The sequence below is a fragment of the Trinickia mobilis genome (assembly GCF_017315705.1).
Taxonomy (GTDB): Bacteria; Pseudomonadota; Gammaproteobacteria; order Burkholderiales; family Burkholderiaceae; genus Trinickia_A; species Trinickia_A mobilis.
Genome location: NZ_JAFLRF010000028.1, coordinates 46,615 through 65,630 on the forward strand (window position 1 = coordinate 46,615; position 19,016 = coordinate 65,630).

Annotated in this window: 9 protein-coding genes; 3 read left to right on the top strand and 6 right to left on the bottom strand. The window is 58.5% G+C overall.

All coding sequences use genetic code 11. The features are described 5' to 3' along the window. Nucleotides 1–70: 70 nt before the first annotated feature. The 3 genes from J3489_RS27340 to J3489_RS27350 all read right to left on the bottom strand — a co-directional run bounded on the left by J3489_RS27340 (nt 71) and on the right by J3489_RS27350 (nt 13,000). Nucleotides 71–8,692 (bottom strand): hemagglutinin repeat-containing protein, encoded by an 8,622-nt coding sequence (locus tag J3489_RS27340; protein ID WP_207003524.1) that lies wholly within the window; start codon nt 8,690–8,692, stop codon nt 71–73. Nucleotides 8,693–8,702: 10 nt separating this feature from the next. After that, entirely contained in the window at nt 8,703–10,433 is a 1,731-nt protein-coding gene (locus tag J3489_RS27345; RefSeq protein WP_207003525.1) for a ShlB/FhaC/HecB family hemolysin secretion/activation protein, read from the bottom strand. Between the two features lie 803 nt (nt 10,434–11,236). Next, complete coding sequence (locus J3489_RS27350) at nt 11,237–13,000, bottom strand: ATP-binding response regulator (RefSeq protein WP_309491432.1); 1,764 nt, start codon at nt 12,998–13,000, stop codon at nt 11,237–11,239. 207 nt (nt 13,001–13,207) lie between these two features. Between J3489_RS27350 and J3489_RS27355 the strand changes: the two genes are divergently transcribed. After that, the gene (locus J3489_RS27355; RefSeq protein ID WP_207003528.1) at nt 13,208–13,840 is read left to right on the top strand and encodes a response regulator; all 633 of its coding nucleotides are present in this window, start codon (nt 13,208–13,210) and stop codon (nt 13,838–13,840) included. 33 nt (nt 13,841–13,873) lie between these two features. After that, complete coding sequence (locus tag J3489_RS27360; protein WP_242540352.1) at nt 13,874–14,089, top strand: hypothetical protein; 216 nt, start codon at nt 13,874–13,876, stop codon at nt 14,087–14,089. Nucleotides 14,090–14,427: 338 nt separating this feature from the next. On the opposite strand, the gene J3489_RS27365 is transcribed toward J3489_RS27360, so the two are convergent. From J3489_RS27365 to J3489_RS27375, 3 genes are all read right to left on the bottom strand, one after another. Continuing rightward, nucleotides 14,428–15,756 carry a hypothetical protein gene (locus tag J3489_RS27365; RefSeq protein WP_207003530.1) on the bottom strand — a complete coding sequence of 443 codons (1,329 nt, stop codon included), beginning with the start codon at nt 15,754–15,756 and terminating at the stop codon, nt 14,428–14,430. Nucleotides 15,757–16,266: 510 nt separating this feature from the next. Continuing rightward, nucleotides 16,267–16,467: a helix-turn-helix transcriptional regulator gene (locus J3489_RS27370; protein WP_207003531.1), complete on the bottom strand. Its 201-nt coding sequence runs from the start codon at nt 16,465–16,467 to the stop codon at nt 16,267–16,269. Between the two features lie 113 nt (nt 16,468–16,580). Continuing rightward, nucleotides 16,581–17,417 (bottom strand): hypothetical protein, encoded by an 837-nt coding sequence (locus J3489_RS27375; protein WP_207003532.1) that lies wholly within the window; start codon nt 17,415–17,417, stop codon nt 16,581–16,583. Between the two features lie 220 nt (nt 17,418–17,637). On the opposite strand from J3489_RS27375, the gene J3489_RS27380 reads away from it, so the two are divergent. Beyond that, entirely contained in the window at nt 17,638–18,903 is a 1,266-nt protein-coding gene (locus J3489_RS27380; RefSeq protein ID WP_207003533.1) for a hypothetical protein, read from the top strand. Nucleotides 18,904–19,016 lie beyond the last annotated feature (113 nt).

Below are 19,016 nucleotides of genomic sequence, written 5' to 3' on the forward strand. Positions count from 1 at the left end.
CAGGGCGACGACACCACCGCTTCGCTAAGCGATCCGTCGATCATTTCGACGGATCGCTGCGCGTCACTCGCTACTGCGCTGAAAACTTCATCTGCACGACCTGCGTAGTCCCATCGGGTTGAGGCACCTTGACGTCGACGGTCAACGCGGGCGTGCCGGCGGGCGGCGTACCGCTGAACTTGCCCGTTGACGGATCGAACTTGAGCCACGACGGCAAAGGCTGACCGTCCGCCGTTTGTGCGGTCACCGTCGAACCGGCTGGCATTTGCTTGGGCAGCGTCACGTTCGCCGTGATTTGCGTGGTACCGGAGCTGCCTCCGCCCGACGCAATCACGACGCCGTGTCCGCCTGTGATGCTCGCGTTTTGTGAGCTCGAGTTGCTGACGTCCGCAACCGTCAGTACGCCGCTTGCATGCTTTTCCGTCGTCGCGCCGGGCGTCGAACCCGTGTTCGTGCTATCGCCCGAACCGCCCTTCATTCCCTTGACGGCATCGACCGCCGCACCGATCGTCGAGCCCAACGCATTACGAATCTTCGTCGCCGTGCCAGGCGTCGGCGTTGTCGCATTGTCCGCGGCCGCTCCGACCGCGCCACCCGGACTCGGCGTCCCGGCTGGCTTCGGTTGATTTGCGGCGGGTGTGGTGCTCGATACGCTTCCACCGACATCAAGCCCGAACCCAACCGAACTCGACGTGCTCTTCGCTGCCGTGATATTGACGTTGCCGCCCGCAGTTAGGGACGTGACCCCGTTCGAACTCACATTCGTGCCTTGCAGGTTCGTGTCGCCGCCAGAAGACAACTGCAGATTGCCATTACTGGTGACGCTGGCCACCGTCGCGGTATCGCTTTGGCTCTTCGAATAATTGCCGTTGACATCGGCCCCGGCAGACTTGGTGACGGTCGCCTTGGGCTGCGTCGCCGTCGTGTCGTTGTTTTGGGTTCCAACCTGCCCCGAGACACCCACCCCATAGCTCTCGCTCGAGTTCGTGCTATGCGCGGCATTGAACGACAGCGTACCGCCGGCGCCAATCGAACCGTTGCCGCCGCTCGAGATGGCCGTGCCCGTGAATGTCGCGTTCTGTCCGCTGTTGACCGTCAACGACCCACCGCTCGTGATGCTGCCGACAACTGCCGTACTGCTGTTCGACGAATCGTGGCTATAGTTCGCACCGGCCGCAACCGAGCTGCCCGCCTTGCCGACCGAGACGGATAGCGATGCGCCCTGGGACGAGTCCGACGAACTGCTCGTATTCGCGGCCGCCGTATAGTTCAGATTGCCGCCCGTCGTGATATTGGTTGCCGCTCCCGAACTCAGATTCGTGCCTTCGAGGTTCGCATCGCCCTTGGTTGTCACGTTGAGGTTTCCGCCCGCCGTAATACTCCCGGTCACCGCCGTGCTCGTGCTTTGCCGGCTCGACGAACCTGTGTATCCGCCGTTCGCACTGACCTCCTTCTTGACGACATCAACTTGCACGCCGGCCGTTCCGTCCGATTGCCTGCTTTGCGACCGGGTCGTATTCTGCGCGGCCGTATAGTTCAAAGTACTCGCCGAGACATTGACATTCTGACCTGCGCTGACGGCCGTGCCCTGCAGATTCGTCGCACCCGAGGACTGTGTGTTCACGCTGCCCCCAACCTGGATATTCGACACGACGGCATTGCTGCTGCTCGACGATTGCGAGTTCTGCTGATTCTCGTAGTTGGCCTGGAGCCCCGCACTGATGCCCGCACTCGTGCTCTTACCCCCCTCCGTGCTCAACGATGCCGATGCGCTCACTGAACCGTAACCGCCGACCGTCGCCGTATTCGTTGTCGTGCTCGATGTCGAATGACTCGTATTCGCGGCAGCGAGGCTCGTGATCGTCGCGGCGGATTGATTGAGGTTGCCGCCTGCCGTGATCTGCGTGCCGACATCGGTAATGCTCGAGCTTGCCTTGCGGTTGATATTGCTGCCGGCCGACAAGCTCGACGTCACAGCGGTCGTCGAGCCGCTCGACGAACTCTGCGTGGTGTTGTTCGCATAGATGCCGACCTCGCCCCCAGCCGATGCACTGAGCTGGCCGCTCGCGCTCGCACCGATACCCGCAGCCCCATTGCCGCTTGCGCTCGCCTGCGCATTTCCGTTCGCGAAGAACCCGGCCGACGTGTTGCTGCTCGACGAAGTGGTTTCGCTTGCGTTGTTGGCAGAATTGAACGACATGCTTTTCGCGTTGAGGTTCAGATTGTTGCCGGCCTCGAGGCTCGACCCGGTCGCCGTCAGGCTATTGCTCGCGTTGACGTTCAGATCGCCGCCCGCCGTGATCGCCGAACCTTGATTCGTGATATTGAGCGCGCTCGTCGTGCTCGTATCGTGGTTGACGAGCGCAAGCTGATTGTTACTCGACGCTTGCGCACTGACCGACGCATCGGCACTCGCATTCGGCACGATACCCTTGCCCGCACTGCCCGAAGCGTCGCCGTTCGCAGACACGCTCGCCGAGTTGTTGCTGCTTGCGATCAGACCGACCGCAGTGCTCGTCGTCGTGGTCGTCGACGTCGATGTATTCTGCGCGGCCTCGACGTTGACGTTTTGCGCGTTGATCGTTGCGTTGCCGCCCGAGTTCAACGTCGAGCCCTGGAGCGTCACATTCTGCTTCGCGTTGACCGTCGTATTGCCGCCGAAGTTGACACTCGAACCCACGCTCGCCGTGCTCGCGTCGGTCGTTGTCGTCGTCGTATGCGACGCAAAGTCGATCCCGCCGGAAGCCTCTGCCGTCACCGTCGCACCCGCGCTGCCGGTGACCGCACCCTGCACATCGCCGTTGCTGGAGCTGCCCGTTGCGCTACCCGACGCATTGGCGTTCGCCGACACACTGCCCTGCCCCATGCCGTTTGCGGCACTGCGGCTGCTCGATGCACTCGCCGATGCGGCGCCGTCGCCCGACGACGCGCTCGCCGAGTTTCCATTGCTGCCCGTATTGCCGTGGTCGACGCCGAGGATCGTGCTCGTCGACGTCGTGGTCGTCGTCGTGCTCGTGTTCTGCGCGGCCATGATATTGACGTTCTGGGCGCTCATCGTGCCGTTGCCTTGCGCGCTCAGATTGGCACCCTGCAAGTTGATATCGTTGCCTGCCGACAGATTCGCGTTGCCGCCGAACCGGATATTGCTGCCGACCGCAGTCGTCGTATTGCTCGCCGTCGTGGTTGTCGTCGACGCATAGAGCGATTGGTCGTAACCGACACCGGACGTCGTGCTCTTGCTCCTATCGGTCGTCGAGTTGCTTTCCGCGCCGATGTTGATATTGCCGCCGGCCTGCAGATTGCCGTTGCCCGCCGCCGTCACGTTCGTGCTATTGAGCGTGAGGTCCTTGCCCGCCTGGACATTGAGGTTGCCGCCGGTCGTCAGATTCGACTGGATTTGCGTTGTCGCCGAATTCGTGTCGCTATTGATCGTGGTCACGAGACCATGTGAGCTTGCCGAGTTCGTCGTGGTCGTGTTCGTGTCCTGAACCGTATCGAAGGTCACGTTGCCGCCGACCGACAGACTCGCGTCGCCTCCGGCGGACACATTCGCTCCGAGGTTCGTCATGTCCTTCGCCGCATTAACGGACAACGTTCCCGTCGATACGATGCCGGCCTGGTTGTCGACCTGCGTAATGTTTCGCGTTGCGCTGCCGCTGCTTTGCGTCAGGGTCTGATTGACGATATTCCCGTTCGTCGACGTCAGACTGACGTTGCCGCCTGTAATCAGACCGGAGCTGTTGACGATATTGCCTTGCGAGACCACATTGAGCGATTGGCTGCCGCCGATCGTTGCGCCGGTATTGGTCAGCGAGGTCACGTCGAGATTGGTGGTGCTTGCTTCAAGCACGGCACCCTGCGCGATGCCTGCCTTGGTCGCCGCGCTCAGATAGACGACGGGTGCAAGCACCTTTTGGCCGTCGACGACCGTCTCGACCATCCAGACAATGTTCTGGGTGAGATTCGCGAGCTGAGCCGCCGTCGGCGCCTGACCGTATGTCAAACCGAGGGTCTGGCTTTCCGATACGGCATTGTTGAGCAGCCCTTGCATCTGCGTCGCGAGCGTGCTGTAGCCGGTCAGCAAATCGTTGCCGGATTGCGCAATCAATTCCTGCTGCACCAGATAAGCCTGGTAATTGTTGTCGCCGACCAGTTCGCCCGTCGTGTCGGGGTTGTAGCCAAGCTGGCTCTCGAGATAGGCGGCACCGAGGTAATTGCTGCCCGAGCCGAGCAGCGGATTCGTGACGACGAGGTACTGTGCACCCGGCGCCTGATCGGCGACGAAATAGCCGTTCGGATTGGTCGGCAGCGTAATCGTGATGCCGCTCAGACTCCGGAACCCGTTTGCGCTCAGGGGAGCGATAGGCTGCTTGCCCGCAAACGTCACACCAAGGCCCGGACTCACCGCCGTCGCCGGTTGATTGAGTAGCGCATCACCCGAACCGGTCTGCGACGGCGCGCCAGGCAAGGTGCCGCTGAACGGCGTCGAGCTATACGGAAGATTCGAGACCGCTGTACCCGACGATGAAGGCAGTGTCGGATTCGACGATGTCGATCCCGTCGCCGACACCGGACTCGTCGTCGGACCGACGTTGTACAGCGCGACATTCGACACGTTCAGCGTGCTCGCGTAGATGCCTGAATTCGTGTTGTAGCCCGGAATGACGCTTGAGGTGTAAGTCACCGAGTCGTTCTGGTCGGAATTCGTCGCGCCGCTGACGGTTGGGCCAGCCGCGACGTATTCGAAGTAGTTCCCCCACGTATGCGTATAAGTCAACGCCAGCGGCGCAAGCGCGCTATTCGTAAAGGTCGAACCCGAATTCGCGCCCACGATGTTGACCGTACCGCCCGAGATCAGCGCCCCAATATTGTTCGCCGTCGTAAAGCCCGTCAGGCTGACCGTTCCGCCGCCCGTGCTGATGATCTGCGGCGCAAAGGTCGGGGCCGGGCCATTGAAGGTTTGCGAGACCGTCCAGGTTTCCGTGTTGTCCGTCAGCGAACATTGGTCGGCGACGTTACCCGTACAGTTGTGATAACCCAATGAATAGACGACGTTCGAAGTCGTCGCATCGTTCTGCGCAGAACCCCAGACCAGCGACCCTGCTTCAGACGATTCATTGTCGATCGTTGCGGCATTCAGTGCGATATTGCCGTTCGCCTGAATCAGGCTGTTGTTGACGATCGTACCGGCCGTCAACGAAATATTGCCGCCGGAATAGATCGTCCCGCTCGGTGCGTTACCCGTCGTCGCGGTTGCAGGCGTATCGAGATTGCTCAACGTGTTGACGTCGCTCACGTTCAACACAGTTCCCGCGTATAGCGAGCCGCTATTGGTCAGATTGTCGCCGCCCGCGTCGAGGTAAAGCCCATGGAGCGCGCTGATGCCCCCTGTGTTCGTATTGGTGATGCCGGGCGCCTTAATGTTGAGCGCGTCCCCTGAAAAGATCGCGCCATCGTTGGTCAACGCATTGCTCAGATTGAGCGTCAGCGTTCCGGCGCCGCTCATCGCACCGAGAATGCGCTCGTTGCTCCCCGTCGAATCCATATTCAGCGTGCCGGCGTTGATACTAAGGTTGCCGGACGCCGAAATCTCGGCGCCTTGAGCGCCGGTATCCAACGTCAACGTCTGAACAGGATCAGCTGAGCTACCAAGCCTGATCGTATTGCCCAGAATCGTCCCCGAGCCGCCGACGGTGATGCTCGACGCATTGTCGACCGTCAGCGTCGAGCCGCTTTGCAGATTGCCGTCGATTTGCGCGATATAGCTTCCCCCGCCGATGCCGTTGATCACAGCATTGCCGTTGACGAGCACAGCGCCGTTGTCAAACAGGCTGTTGCCGATATCGAGCGTCATCGTGCCGACAGATTGCAACGTGCCGGCGTTCTGCAGACTATTGGCGCGGATGGTGCCGCCGCCATTGCTTGCGGTAGTCAACGTGAACGTCGCGCCGTTTCGATTTTGCAGCGTATCCGTCACCGAGATGTTGCTGTTGGCGCCTGCCCCCCCCTGAATCGTGCCGTCGTTGTTGAGGTTCGCAAGTGTGAAATCGAGTTCGTTACCGAGCAGCTTGCCGGTTGGCTGGTTGGTCGCGGCGCTGTTGGCCGCGTCGAGCGTAAGCACATTGCCGGCTTGAACCAGACCCGTATTGTTCAACGACGTGCTCGTTGTCGAGCTATCGATCTCGAGGTTACGACCGGCAAGCAATTCACCGTCGTTGTTCAGTTGCTGCGCCGTGACGTCGACATTGCCCGCACCCTGCATGACGCCGTCGTGCTGGTTGTTCAGCGCATTCGTGACGCTCACGCTGTCGGGAGATGCCGGCGCCTGCGTCGAAAGCAACCATTGACCATCGTTGCTCAACGAATTGGCGACGACCGTGCTACCGCTCGTCGCCTGAACGACCGCACCTGCATTGTTCTGGACCGACGCACCCTGCAGACTCAGCGTGCCGCCCGACAGCAGCTGTCCGGTGTTCGTGACGTTTTCGGTGCTGCGGCCACTGAAATCCGCGACGCCGACGCCCGTCGCGCCATAGATCTGGCCGCTGTGTTCATTGTTGAGCGTTCCGCCGATATCGAGGGTCGCCGCCCCGGTGCTCGCGTCGACGAGACCCGCGTTCATCAATCCCCGGCTCGCGCCCAGCGTTACCGCGGCCCCTTGCAGCGTGCCGTCGTTGGTCAGCGAATTCCCGCCGAGGTTCAGCGTGCCGCCCGCCTCGGTTGCCGCACCGTGCTCGTTGATGTACGTCGTCGCCGCGCCAGCAGTCAGATTGCCTGCAGCGAGCACGTTGCCCTGATTGTCGATGCTGTTCGCCGCGATCGTCGCGCTACCGCCTGACTGCAACGTGCCGCTATTGGTCAGCGCGCCGCTTGCCGTCACGGTATCCGACGACGCTCCAGGCTGCGACGACAGCAACCACGTGCCCGCATTGTCGAGGCTTGCAACCTGCACTGACGTGCCTTGGCCTGCTTGAATCCAACCGCCCGACGTATTGCCGACATTCGCGCCCTGCAACGTGAAGGACGTGCCCGCGAACAGCGTACCTCCGTTCGTGATGGATTCGCTTGCCCCGCCCGACTGGTCCGCAATGCTGAGCGAACCACCCGCCTGAATCGTGCCGCTGTTCGTCAGCGACGATCCGGCCTCGATTGTCGCCGCTCCCGTGTCGGCCGAAAGCACACCTGCGTTGTTGAGCCCTCCCGCCGCGCTTACGCTCAGCGTTCCGCTCGAACTTTCGACGCCCTCGCCCGTACCTGCCGCGGTCGTGATCGCGCCGGCCGAGTCGAGGCTCAGATTGCTCGCCGCTTTGACAAACGCGGCGCCAAGGTCGAGGTCGCCCTGATTGCTCGTCAGCGACAGCGCATTGCCGGCGACCAGCTGCGCACCATCCGGTCCGATACTCAGGTTACCGAAGACCCCCGACAGGTTGCTTGCGGCAGACTGCCAGTTGGTGCCGTCGATCGTCGCCGCGCCGGTGATATTGAGCGACAGCGCGCCGCCCGCGTAACGCTGATTGTTGTTGGTCAGCGTACTCGTGCTCGACGCATCGGTGAGGCTTGCGGCCGTAAGCGACAGATTGCCGTCTGCGACAAGCGCACTTCCGGTCATCGAGGCTCCGCCGGCCGCATTGACCGAGAGATCCTGACCGGCCGTCACGCTGGCGCCGTTCAGCGTGATCGCATTGGCCGCCGTGCTCGAGCTCGCGATCGACACGTTCTGTTGCGCCGACACATTGCCTGCGAGCACGATCGCGCCCGCGGCGGAGAGCGTGAAATCGCCGGCCGTTGCCGCGACATTGCCCAGCAACTGCACACCAGGACCTTGCTCGGTCGCAATCAGCGTAATACGGTTCGCATACATGCCGCCGAGCGCCGAACTGTCGATCGCATAGGCCGGACCGCTTCCCGTCGGCGAGGTCGTCCCGGTCACGGCGCGCGTCGCGTAGCTCCAGACGTTCGGACCGACCGTGATGCCAAGATCCTGCGCATTGATCGGCGCCTGGAGTTCTACGGCACGCGTGACGAGATCGAGAATCTGCTGCCCCGTTGCATTGAGGCCGCTGCCGTTCACCAGAATGTCACCTTGCTGGACGTTGAAACCGGTCAACGCGCCATTGCCGCCGAATGTCGGCGTGCCTGTCGTCAACGTCACGCGATTCGTATTGATGAAGCCACAACCCGAACACGTAATGCCGTACGGATTCGCCACGACCACGTCCGCGGCACCGCCGGCGACTTCGGTAAAGCCGGCGAGCGTCGATCGGTTGTTCGAAGTGACTTCGTTGAGGATGACGGTCGCGGGCGTCACCAGATTCGGGTTCGCGAACAGTTGCCCCGCGAGCTTCGATTGGACCGAAATCTGGCTCGTCGGAGCGTTATTGAGTACGAGCCCCGCCGAATTGACGTTGTACTGCTGGTACGTATTGACCGAGACGCCTGCGCCGTTCGGTGTCGAAATCCGCACGATCGTCGCGCCGTTGTTTGCCGTCGTCGCCGATGTATTGCCGCTGCCCGGGGCGACGACGACGGACGGACTCGCGGCTGATGCGAGATCCGAAGCAGCAACGGCAGCCAGCGCCGCTGCGCTCAAAACCACGGTACTGGCTGTCTTGCCGCGTGCGCGAGCGGTTTCCGCGACAACGGCCCACATGCCGCGACTGGCGTTCCAGACAATGCGATAGACGTGGTTCATGGCTCAGCCTTTACAACGAGTACGACAGACGGAAGAACACTCGATCGGCTTCACGTGCGATCGAGTTCGGCATGGTCAGTGGGTGCGAGAAAAACACTTCGCCGCTCAATTGGCGCCATTGCCAGGACGCGCCGACCGTCAACCCGGTCATCGTGCCGCCGGGCACACCGGGCGCACGATTGGTCACCGACGCTGCGTCGAATCCGGTATAGAACCGACCGGACAGCGTGCCCAGTTGCCCTGAAAGCGAGAACGGCACGCCGATTTCGTTGCGCCAGTAAGCGCCGGTGTCGCCGCTCAAGGTCTCGTCGAGAAAGCCGCGCACGGTGGTCGGCCCGCCGATCAGAATTTGTTGCGAGCCGAACAGCGTCGTCATCGCGTACTGCGCATAGAGGTGGCTCGACCAGTCGAGGTTTCGCCCAAGCAGCGAGAACGGTCGCGTGTAGCCGAGGTCGAGCGTGCTTTTCGAAAACTGTGCATGGGGCGCGCTATCGGGAAGCTCGCCGGGGTCGCGCAGCGAACCCAGTATCGGCAGGCCCTGGACAAAGTCGAACCGCCCATTGAACAAGCCACCGCTGACGCCCGCAAAGAGCGACGTGCCAAGATCGAGGAATGTCAACTCCCGACTCGCAACACTGAGGTATTGCTGCTGGAGATAGCTGCTCGTCGACTGATCCGTAAGCGAGGCCGAAACCGAGATCTTGCTGTCCTGGTTGCGAAACACGACACGATCGAGACCGATGCTGCGCGTGATTGTGCTGCCTTGGGAGAGCAGCGGCGTACCGCCGGCTTCGTTGACCAGCGAGTCATAGCGCATGTCGCTCAGATCGAACGTCAGCGTGTTATAGCCGAACGGGATCACGACATCGAGTGCATCGGTTTTCGAATCGTGAGCGCTGTCGAACGGCAGCGTCTGACGATGCGTGACCGACACGATTTCATTCAAGCCGAGAAGGCCATCTTCGGTGACGGTCGCCATTCCGCTCAGGCGACCCGTCGCATCCACGCCCTGGTTGTCGTAGGACGTGAACAGATGCAGCGGAAAGCTCTGGGGATTGTGAACGACGACGACGCTCTCGCCCGGCTCACTGCCCGGTTCGATGTCAAGGCGCGCATTGTTCGACGTGGCCCGGTTGATCTGATCGATACCCTGCTCGAGGTCCCGCAGATTGAGCATCGCGCCCGGTACAGCGGGGAAGATCGCATTCGCCCAAAGCCGATTGCGCGGGTTGTCTTCGATTCGGTACGCCTGTATGACCCCTTCGACGACCGTTATCGTCAGTTGCCCTTTTGTCAGATCCTGTGCGGGCAGATACGCGTGCGTCGTGATATAGCCGCGCCGAAAATATTCGCCGGTGATCTCGGTCAGCAGCGCTTCGATGTCGTCGGCTTTGAGGCAACGGCCCTCGTGAGCATGGACGATCTCGTCAAGCGTGCCTTTAGGAAGATGGGACGCGCCATTGACGACGATGGTCTTGATATCGCGGCACGGCCCGGTCTCAGGCGCCGCGGCAGGCGCAGGCGGAGTCAGCGTCGCGCCTCCCGCGCTGCTTGGGCGCTGCGCTTTGCTCTGGTCCTGGCGAAGCTGATCCTGCTGTTGCCTGAGGATCACATCGTTTTGCCGCTGCAAATCATTGAGATTGAGCGGGCTATCCGCCCGCGCACTCCATGGCGTTGCGAGGTAGCCGATTGCAACAGCGAGTACCGCCCCGTAGACAAGCCTTTTATATTTGACTGTCATTTCCACTCGATTTTTCTTGGAGATGGATTCAAAACGAGCCTGGGGGCTGTTAGCTTTTGTACGCATCCTTGGCTGCATCATTTCCCCGTCTACGTATTCGCTTCGGACGTCGGGCCGACATTCACGAAGCGTTTCTCAAACCTAGCTGTTGCTTGATCTGTTGGAACACCCTCCAACGACCTCAGCAGTCCTTACAAAATCATTTCTTATTGGACTGCGTGGCCCCGCTCGATGATTGAGCGGGCGATATCATTTGGGAACGCGGCATCGCGATGCCGAACGGCGTTGCCTTTTGTCGGGCTCGAGAGTTCGAAGAATTTGGGCGTGCCTGGTCCCTGGTCACGCAATGGATCCCGTCCACTTCTGTATCCCCTGACGCTGTCGTACGCGCAAGCGCGAGAGCCTCGCGGCCCCCGTGCGGAACGTATCGAACCACATGCATTACGCTGACCCGCTCATTTCATTGAGTTCTCCAGTCCGCTCCAAACGCGTTCAATGCCTCGCACTCGGCCGCTCGATACCAATCGCCGAATTCGTTTCCTGAGGGTGTGGTGTCCGACGAGGCATCCGGCTTCGCGGAAACCTCGGTCCGAGACGGTACCCAGCGCTTCGATCCGCCCGTCCGTGCGATCGCCCGCATTGGGATCGCGTCGAGCACCGTCGCGCAGTTATCGCGGTTCGAAACCCCTGACGCACCGCGACTCCAACCAGGCTCAGGAGCGACGAGAGACTATCGCGATCGGGCGATCACGGTAAATACTGCATCTGTAGTATTTGGCGCTTAGGTCGATGATTAATAAAGGTTATTTATTCGACCGATGCACGCGCGAAGCGAGAGTATCAGGCAGGTCGTCGATTAACACCTGCATTTTCTCCGGGTCGAGCGGTTTGTGGACGACATGAAAACCACTCGACGTCGTTGCGTCGATCCCGTCGGCCGATGTGTCGCCGGTGATGATGATCGCGGGTATTTCGCGGCCGATGGCTTGGTGCACTGCGTGAATCACATCGACGCCCGTCACCTGCTTGGCGAGCCTGAAGTCGGTCAGCACCATTTGAAGTGCGGGGCGGTGGGACGTCGCGACGGCGACAGCCTGTTCGATCGACGACGCGGCAACCACCGCGTGGCCCCATGCGCGTAGCAGCGTCTGCATGCTCGCGAGCACGTCGCGATCGTCATCGACGACGAGTATGGTTCTCGTGCGTCTGCTCGAAGCCGATGCTGCACCGATGACTTCGACTCGGGTATCGAGCGCCGGTACATCCGGCATTGCAGGCAATCGCACGGAGAACAGCGAGCCTCGCCCGAGTCTCGAGCGCACCCGCACGTTTGCGCCGATCAGCGCAGCCGTGCGCTGGACGATCGCGAGACCCAGGCCAAGGCCTTGTTCACGGTCGCGTGCCGCATTGCCGACCTGGTAGAACTCCCGAAAGATCATCGAGTGTTGATCGGCTGCAATGCCTATGCCGGTATCGAACACTTGAATATCGACTTCGTCGCCGCGTCGACGACACGCGACCCGAATCCCTCCGCGCGTGGTATAGCGGACCGCATTCGAGAGCAGGTTCGACAGGATGTTGTGCAGCAGGGCTGCATCGGTTTCGAGCCAGACCGAGCTCGGCCGGATCTTGAGGTTCAACCCTTTTGACGACGCGGCCTCGAGGAACTGGTTCGCGAGCGCGTCGAACTCCTGCTGCAACGGAAAGCGGCGCGGCTCCGCGTTGATCACACCTGCATCGAGCCTTGAAATATCGAGTAATACATTGAGCAATTGCGACATGCCCTTGAGCGCCGTCTGGAGGCGTTCGGCAATGCCATTGAGGGCTGTGCGTTCGATGTTCGGTGCCTGGGCGATCGCGCGCAAGGTCGCGATATAGAGCCCAAGCGCATGCGTCGGCTGACGCAGGTCGTGACTCGCGGCGGCGAGGAATTGCGACTTGCTTCGATTCGCGAATTCGGCTCGCTCCTTTTCCTCGGTCAGTTGCCGGATCAGCCCGATATTTTCAAAGCGAAGTGAAACCGAGTCCCGTACAGTGCGTTGGAGGTTTCTGCTAAACGAAAGGTTGACCCCTAAAAGGAAAAGAGACAGGAATCCGAGCACGGAAAACAGCGTATTGCCGTAGGCGAACGAGCGGATCGCAAACGGCAATACCGTCGGTAACGCATACGCAAAATAAGTCGGCCAATATGACGACAGCGAGGCGACCGAGCCGCCGGTCATGCCCGCGAGCACGATACAGATAAACGCGGTCACGACCGTGCTGTCGGGCGCAAAGAACAAAAGACCCATCGATCCCCATAAACAACCCGACAAGCCCGACAGCAGCACGTATCGGCGTGCACGGCGCGTCGCGGTCTCGATCGGATGTTCTCCTGCGAGGCGATCGCGCCAGACGATCACGATGCGGACGACCGTCAACAGATAGATTGCAGCGGCCCATCCGAGCAAATCGCGCCTCGAGACCTGGGACCAGAGCAGGAATATCGACAAGCTTACGACTGCGATATTGCCGAACAGGATAGGCGGAGACTGGCGATACAGCGTATTGATCAGTTCCAGTCGCACGTTGGCGCTGATATTTTTAGAGGTATTTTTTACCATCTTGAATACACGTATGCGACAGAAGACACGTATGCGATCTTGCGAAGACCCCGGTTTTCGTGAAATGATTTTCGCCACATTCTGACTGGGATTTGAAACGCGGCCATCCACTCCGTATTGTCGCAAAGTCGTACGCCGTTGAGTGGCCTGCGAAAATAAACGAAGGGAAAAATGAAACGCATCGTGCTAGTAGACGACCACGCGATGATTCGCGATGGGCTCAGACTCTTGCTGACGACCCGTGCCGACTGGCTTGTCGTCGGCGAAACGGGGGACGGCCGCATGGTCTGCGACGTGCTACGCGACACCCAAGCGGATTTGCTGTTGCTCGATCTCGAACTACCCGGTTGTCATGGAACCCAGCTCGCACAGCAAATCAAGGCAGAATTCCCGGAGATTAAGATTCTCGTTTTGACGGGTAACGCCCATGCCGCGACGGTCCGTGCGGCGATGGCGGCAGGCGCCGACGCCTATATGCTCAAGCACGAAGACGGCGACGAACTGCTTTGCGCGATCTCGCTCGTGTTGTCGGGCATTCGCTACGTGAGCAAAACACTCGCGCGTGCGCTCGAAGTCGAGGACGAGGCCACTGTTGCGCCGATCACCGCGCGTGAAAAAGAAATCCTTGCGCTCGTCGCGAACGGATACTCGAGCCAGCAGATCGCCGACAAATTGAATCTGAGCGTGTTGACGGTCCGCAAGCATCGTCAGAATCTGATGTCGAAGCTCTCGTTGCGCAACGTCGCAGAAGTCACGGCTTACGCGATTCGCGACGGTCTTACGGTATCGAACCCTGGGGCGTGATCCGCTTCAGTGCGCCCGCCCGGATCGGCGGTCGTGACAGGACCTGGCCTGCCTGCCAATGGCCGTGGTTCCAGACCGCGGGCAACGGGACGGGCGCAGGGCGACCTGGAAATTCCGACGGGCACGCTCACGAGCGTCAACAATCGCGTCAATGGCGGCATGTCGACGGCCTACAAGTGGGCATCGACACCGATCTCGGGCAGCACGACCTCATTCTCGCCGAACGAGCTGCCGGAATATGTTTTGTAGAACAACGCGGTAATTGTAGAAGAAAAAAAAGCGGGCCCCGTGTGTCGGACCCGCTTCTGTACTGGTGCGGCTGCAGCAATCGAACCCTGTACCAAACCCGTTGTGCTGTGCGGCTTTCAGCGAATCGGACCTAACAAATACCAACATATATACCAACAAAGTTCGCTCATTCCCTTGTCCAGCAATAGAGCCCCCGGTTTCTGCGAGTATCGCGGCAGAAGCCCGACTCTGCGCATGGCTCCCCGAGTTCTGCAGTGGAAACCTTGCATCGGCAAGCTGGGATAAAGCGGACGTGACGCCAAAACCTCACCATCTGCCAGCGTCACGTCTGCGGTCTATCAATCGTCTAGCAAGTCATCGATGCCGTCGAACATGCCTTGCATCGGCAGTGGGGAATCCGGCCATTCATCCTCTACGTTGCCAGATGCATAGTCCGAAGGCTGAGCCACCTCGCCGGCACCGCTGCCTGACAACTCAGCAGCAGTTAGCGCTTCCAGCCGGTTGTATGCGCCTGGCGCGCTTTGGCGCGAATACACGACCTCTTGAAGGTGCTCAAGCGGCACGAACTCCCCCGGGTACTCGAACACCTCGGCCAACCCCGGTCGTATCCCCGATTGCTGCACCTTCCACGGAATACGCAAGTCGATGCCGGTTGCATCAAAAACCCGGCTGCGAATCGCGGAGAAACGCTTGCTTCTGGCCTTTTCATCCTCGTATTCGAACAATACCGGATAATCGGCCGGCTCCTCTCCAGCAATATGTAGGGAAAGACATCTTTTATCCTCCTTTGGCAATGCGAGATTGGAGACGGTTGATTTTCGTATCCGCCTGACCCTCCATTTTCGTTCTAATTTAAGCCTTCCCTTGAGCAAATTAAATACCTTCTCGTAGGCGTCGGGGTTGCCCATCCACTTATCCGGTCGATCTAGATCATTCGCTTCCAGCCAAGCCCCATGTGGAGTTATCTCGATTCGCACAGTGCGTTCAGACCGCTCTTGAACCTCAGATTCCAGTTCAGGATTGTCGATTTTCTTCAGAAATGCCTTCTTCACCCCAGGCTGCTTCGCATAAAGAGTGATTCCGAATTCTCTATCCCTTATATAGAGCGTGAATACGTCATCGGGCCACTCCGCGCCCTCTGGCTTGACGTAAGCCTTTTTCTTTCCGGGCAGCGAGTAAGGACCATGATTAAGAATCGCCTCGGCGTGCTGCCTGACATCGTTAATCAGGGAAAACGCTTCCTCTGCACTCTCGCACTCCTTCAGAAATGTCAGCGTAAGCGGACCAATCTGCACATTCTCCCATGGTATATAAGACAACCCCTTCTTAGTGCAGCCGCAGCTGGCAAGGAAATATCGCAACAAAGACCAGCCAATGCTTGCCGCCCAATACACCCCATTCACCAGCTCCCGGTTATGTCCGACCGTACAGGCGGGGATATTCACACTCAACCAATATCCGCCTATTCGACCATGCCGAATTCCACCTACACCAACCGCCTTGATTAAAAATCCGGCATCAGTCAACGGACTCTTTATTTCAAAATCGTAGAACTCCCCGCGTTTGCCATCTGCACCCTCAGGCTGCCACGGAAAACAGCATTCCGCATACTCCTCGTCGGATATATCTGCCTTCAACGGGGCAAAAATCTGTATTGAATCACACACGCGACCTCCATTATCAATAATGGCGACTGCATGCTGACCATCCCTATCGATCGCTATTCTTCACCATCGGCGCGGCCACAAGCCATACATGCCTACACCTCTAGACCATACACTATCCAACTATTAGTTTATAGCTCCATACAGCCAAGCTACATACGGCCATATAGTGCATATGTATAGGCTGCATACTATCAACTGTTAGGCTTATAGTTGTAATAGTTACTATTGGTGCGCCTTTCAGTCCCAGTGGATTGCAGAAACCTGCTCAAAAGCCCTGTTACAGCCGTCTACACTCCGACTGGGCGCGATCCGCAGTCAAATCGCAGGTACGTCGTACGCCAAGCCGCCCGCAAGCTTCCGGCACCCGTAGGCGACGAAACTCGCACCGTGCGCCGTGTACCTTTCAGCGTGGATCAGGCTGAAAAGTGCGCCATAGTTGCGCGCATTCTTCAGCCTTGCAAGCCTCGATTCAACGGATAATCAACCTCAGTCATTCCAAAGCAATCTTGATTAACTCGATGAATCGCGTTCCTTGCGAAGATTTTCAATCCACTCGATTATTTCGCCATAAACCCAGTAACTCGAGCGGCCATTTTTCACCTGCGCCGGGAAGCGCCCTTCCTTGATAAGGACGTGCATATAAGAATAACTCATCGCGGTCAGGGATTTCACTTCCGGCTTTTTTATCAAAGCAAACCAGTCTTTTCTCATACGGTGGCATCTCCTTGCTTCTTCGGTTGTCTGTGCAGATTGCACGAGACGCACTTTATTATTCGAAGGCACACATGTAACGTGTATCAGGCACGCTGACACACCAAAATTCTCTATCGTTTCAGTTTGCTCTCAGGTCGGAATTGCTCGAATATCTCAACGAGGTTAGCCGGCAACGCATCCATCAGACTAGGGGAATTTTCAAGCCAATCGAACTCGATGGCGTCAACTCCGCCCAAAATCGTGATACCGGTGTTAATCTCGCCTCGACCAAAAGCAAGGGCGGATTTCGCGATCCCTAACATGTCGTTAATATCGACGTTCACCATAAAATCGGTTGGGATCCGATTCTCCATACCATTGAATATTTCACGATGCACGCCCAAATCGGAAGCTGAAGATATTCGCAACAACCAAGACGCCCACAAATGGGCTACACTTGCAAAGTCTTTAAAATACTCTCTGACCAGAGTTAATCCGATACCGGCCATACCAACCACTGCCTTTTGAGCTCCAGCCTTCCCATCACCATATCGCCTCACGGATTTAGTCTGGAAAGCGCAGCAGGCAAGCAAGATTAGTCCAGAAACAATCCCCTTCCTGAACAAGAGATCGATATTCGCGCACCGTAGGAGATTCTCGTAATCGTCGAAGAATTCAACGATTTTCTCTGGCGAACCGATCAAAGCTGACCGCGATTCGCTCACAGCCAGTTTTGAGATATCTTGCTCGATTGCAACTAATTCATCGCCGGACTTGACCCATTTATATTTCTGACTTGCCGGATCTATCGGCTGGCCCGCGTCCTTGAGTATGCGCATAACGCGAATGTGCTGGATCGCGGAACGATATAGCCGCCTCAGATCGTCATCTTCTGGCCGAGGAAACAGCATCCATCCAGCGATAGTCAGCCTTCGTGAGACATCGTGTTCCGGGAGATCAATCAGCATTTTTCGATGCGTGAAGCGGGTTGTTGTCCACCGGCGTAGCGTACCCGCACCACAGCACGTCACTCAACCATATTACGAACTGAAAGCCATCTAGCAGCGGCGGCGAGCTGACACGAAAGCTGGCTTGTCTCGCACCAACTGCCTACGAAAGGCGATCTGCTTCTGCTAGGCTGACGGATTCTTGGATGCAGTGCCTTGAAAAAATTCTGTCGGGGATACCATGGCGATTAGAAGATTTGACGAAGCAGCGTTCAAGGCCGTGTTGAAATCGTGGCTGCACGTGAGCATCGGAACACTGATCTCGAGAGCACGCGGCTTGTTACTCCGGCCGGAAAACGAGATGGGGAGCAAGAACAAAGATGATTTAGAAGCCGCTATAAATCTCGATGAGAAGCTGTCGACCAGGTCAGGTGGTTTGGTCGTTATTGGACTGGTCATTGAACTAGGGCTGGCCTTGCTATTTCCGCCGCCGGGCCATCAAAGCGAGCCAGGCTCTTTCCATCTTTGGATCGATAGATGGGGCGCAGTAATCGCCGATTCTTTTGTCGCGCTCGGCGTAATCGGCGAGATTTTTTTCGCTCGGCACGTTCGGCGCGGTGAAGAGGAACTCAGAAGAAGATCAAATGACGCAGTTGTTGCAGCCACGGAGTCAGCCATTACAGCACAACAGCAATCAATCATTTCGCTCACAACGGCAGCGGCGTCAAATCTCGCGGCAGCACAAGCAACCAAACGCGCCGAAGAACTGCGCGCCGATAATTTGTCGCTGCAAGCGAGTATGAGACCGCGTCGATTTACGTTTACGGGATGGATAATAAATCCCGAACGCATCTCGTCACTATATGAAGGACTCAAGGCACACGCTGGAACCGTAGCTCTAATCCAGTCTGCCCCCGATTTCGAGACTACATTATTTGCGCGAGATATTGTCGAAACTCTCGCGAGAGCAGGTTGGAAATCTGCCCTAGTAACGCAAGACCAATCCCGCATATCTGATACAAGTTTCCCGGAAGGCACTTGGATTGTGCCGCTCACTGAGGCCGTGGATACAGCAGCAGGGGATCTATGGAGCGCCTTGATCCAGGTTCTCCACGAGATGGGCATGTCGCACGATACGCCTACGAAAGTAGCACCGCCGACGCAGGATGCGCACCCGTTAGGGCCCGTTCCGACATTTGATGACATCACCGACGCCATATTTGTTCGCATAGGACTCAAATCTTCTGCTGGATTTGTAGAAATGCAGCGGCGTGAGCTGCATCGCCAAAACGAAGATTTCGATAACGGGCTTATCGCCCACGTCCGAGCGGGCGGCAAATTAATGGCCTCCGCTACGGATGGCTCGATGGTCGAAACAAAGATTGGCCCAAACGGAAAACTCGTCTCGGCTGATCCAATGAAAGTGCTATCAGAACGCGACGACCCGACGCTGGTGTTAGGAAACGGGATAATGTTGCGGTCAACCCCTCCGCGAAATGCCCAGTAAGGTGCGGTCGACCTAGCTTCGAGAGCATCGCGTTGCGTGGTTGTTGATTTGCACTGAATGCAGCCCCGTAATTACCGCGCGGGGTGGGGTCACAACACTGCTGTTGCATTTGG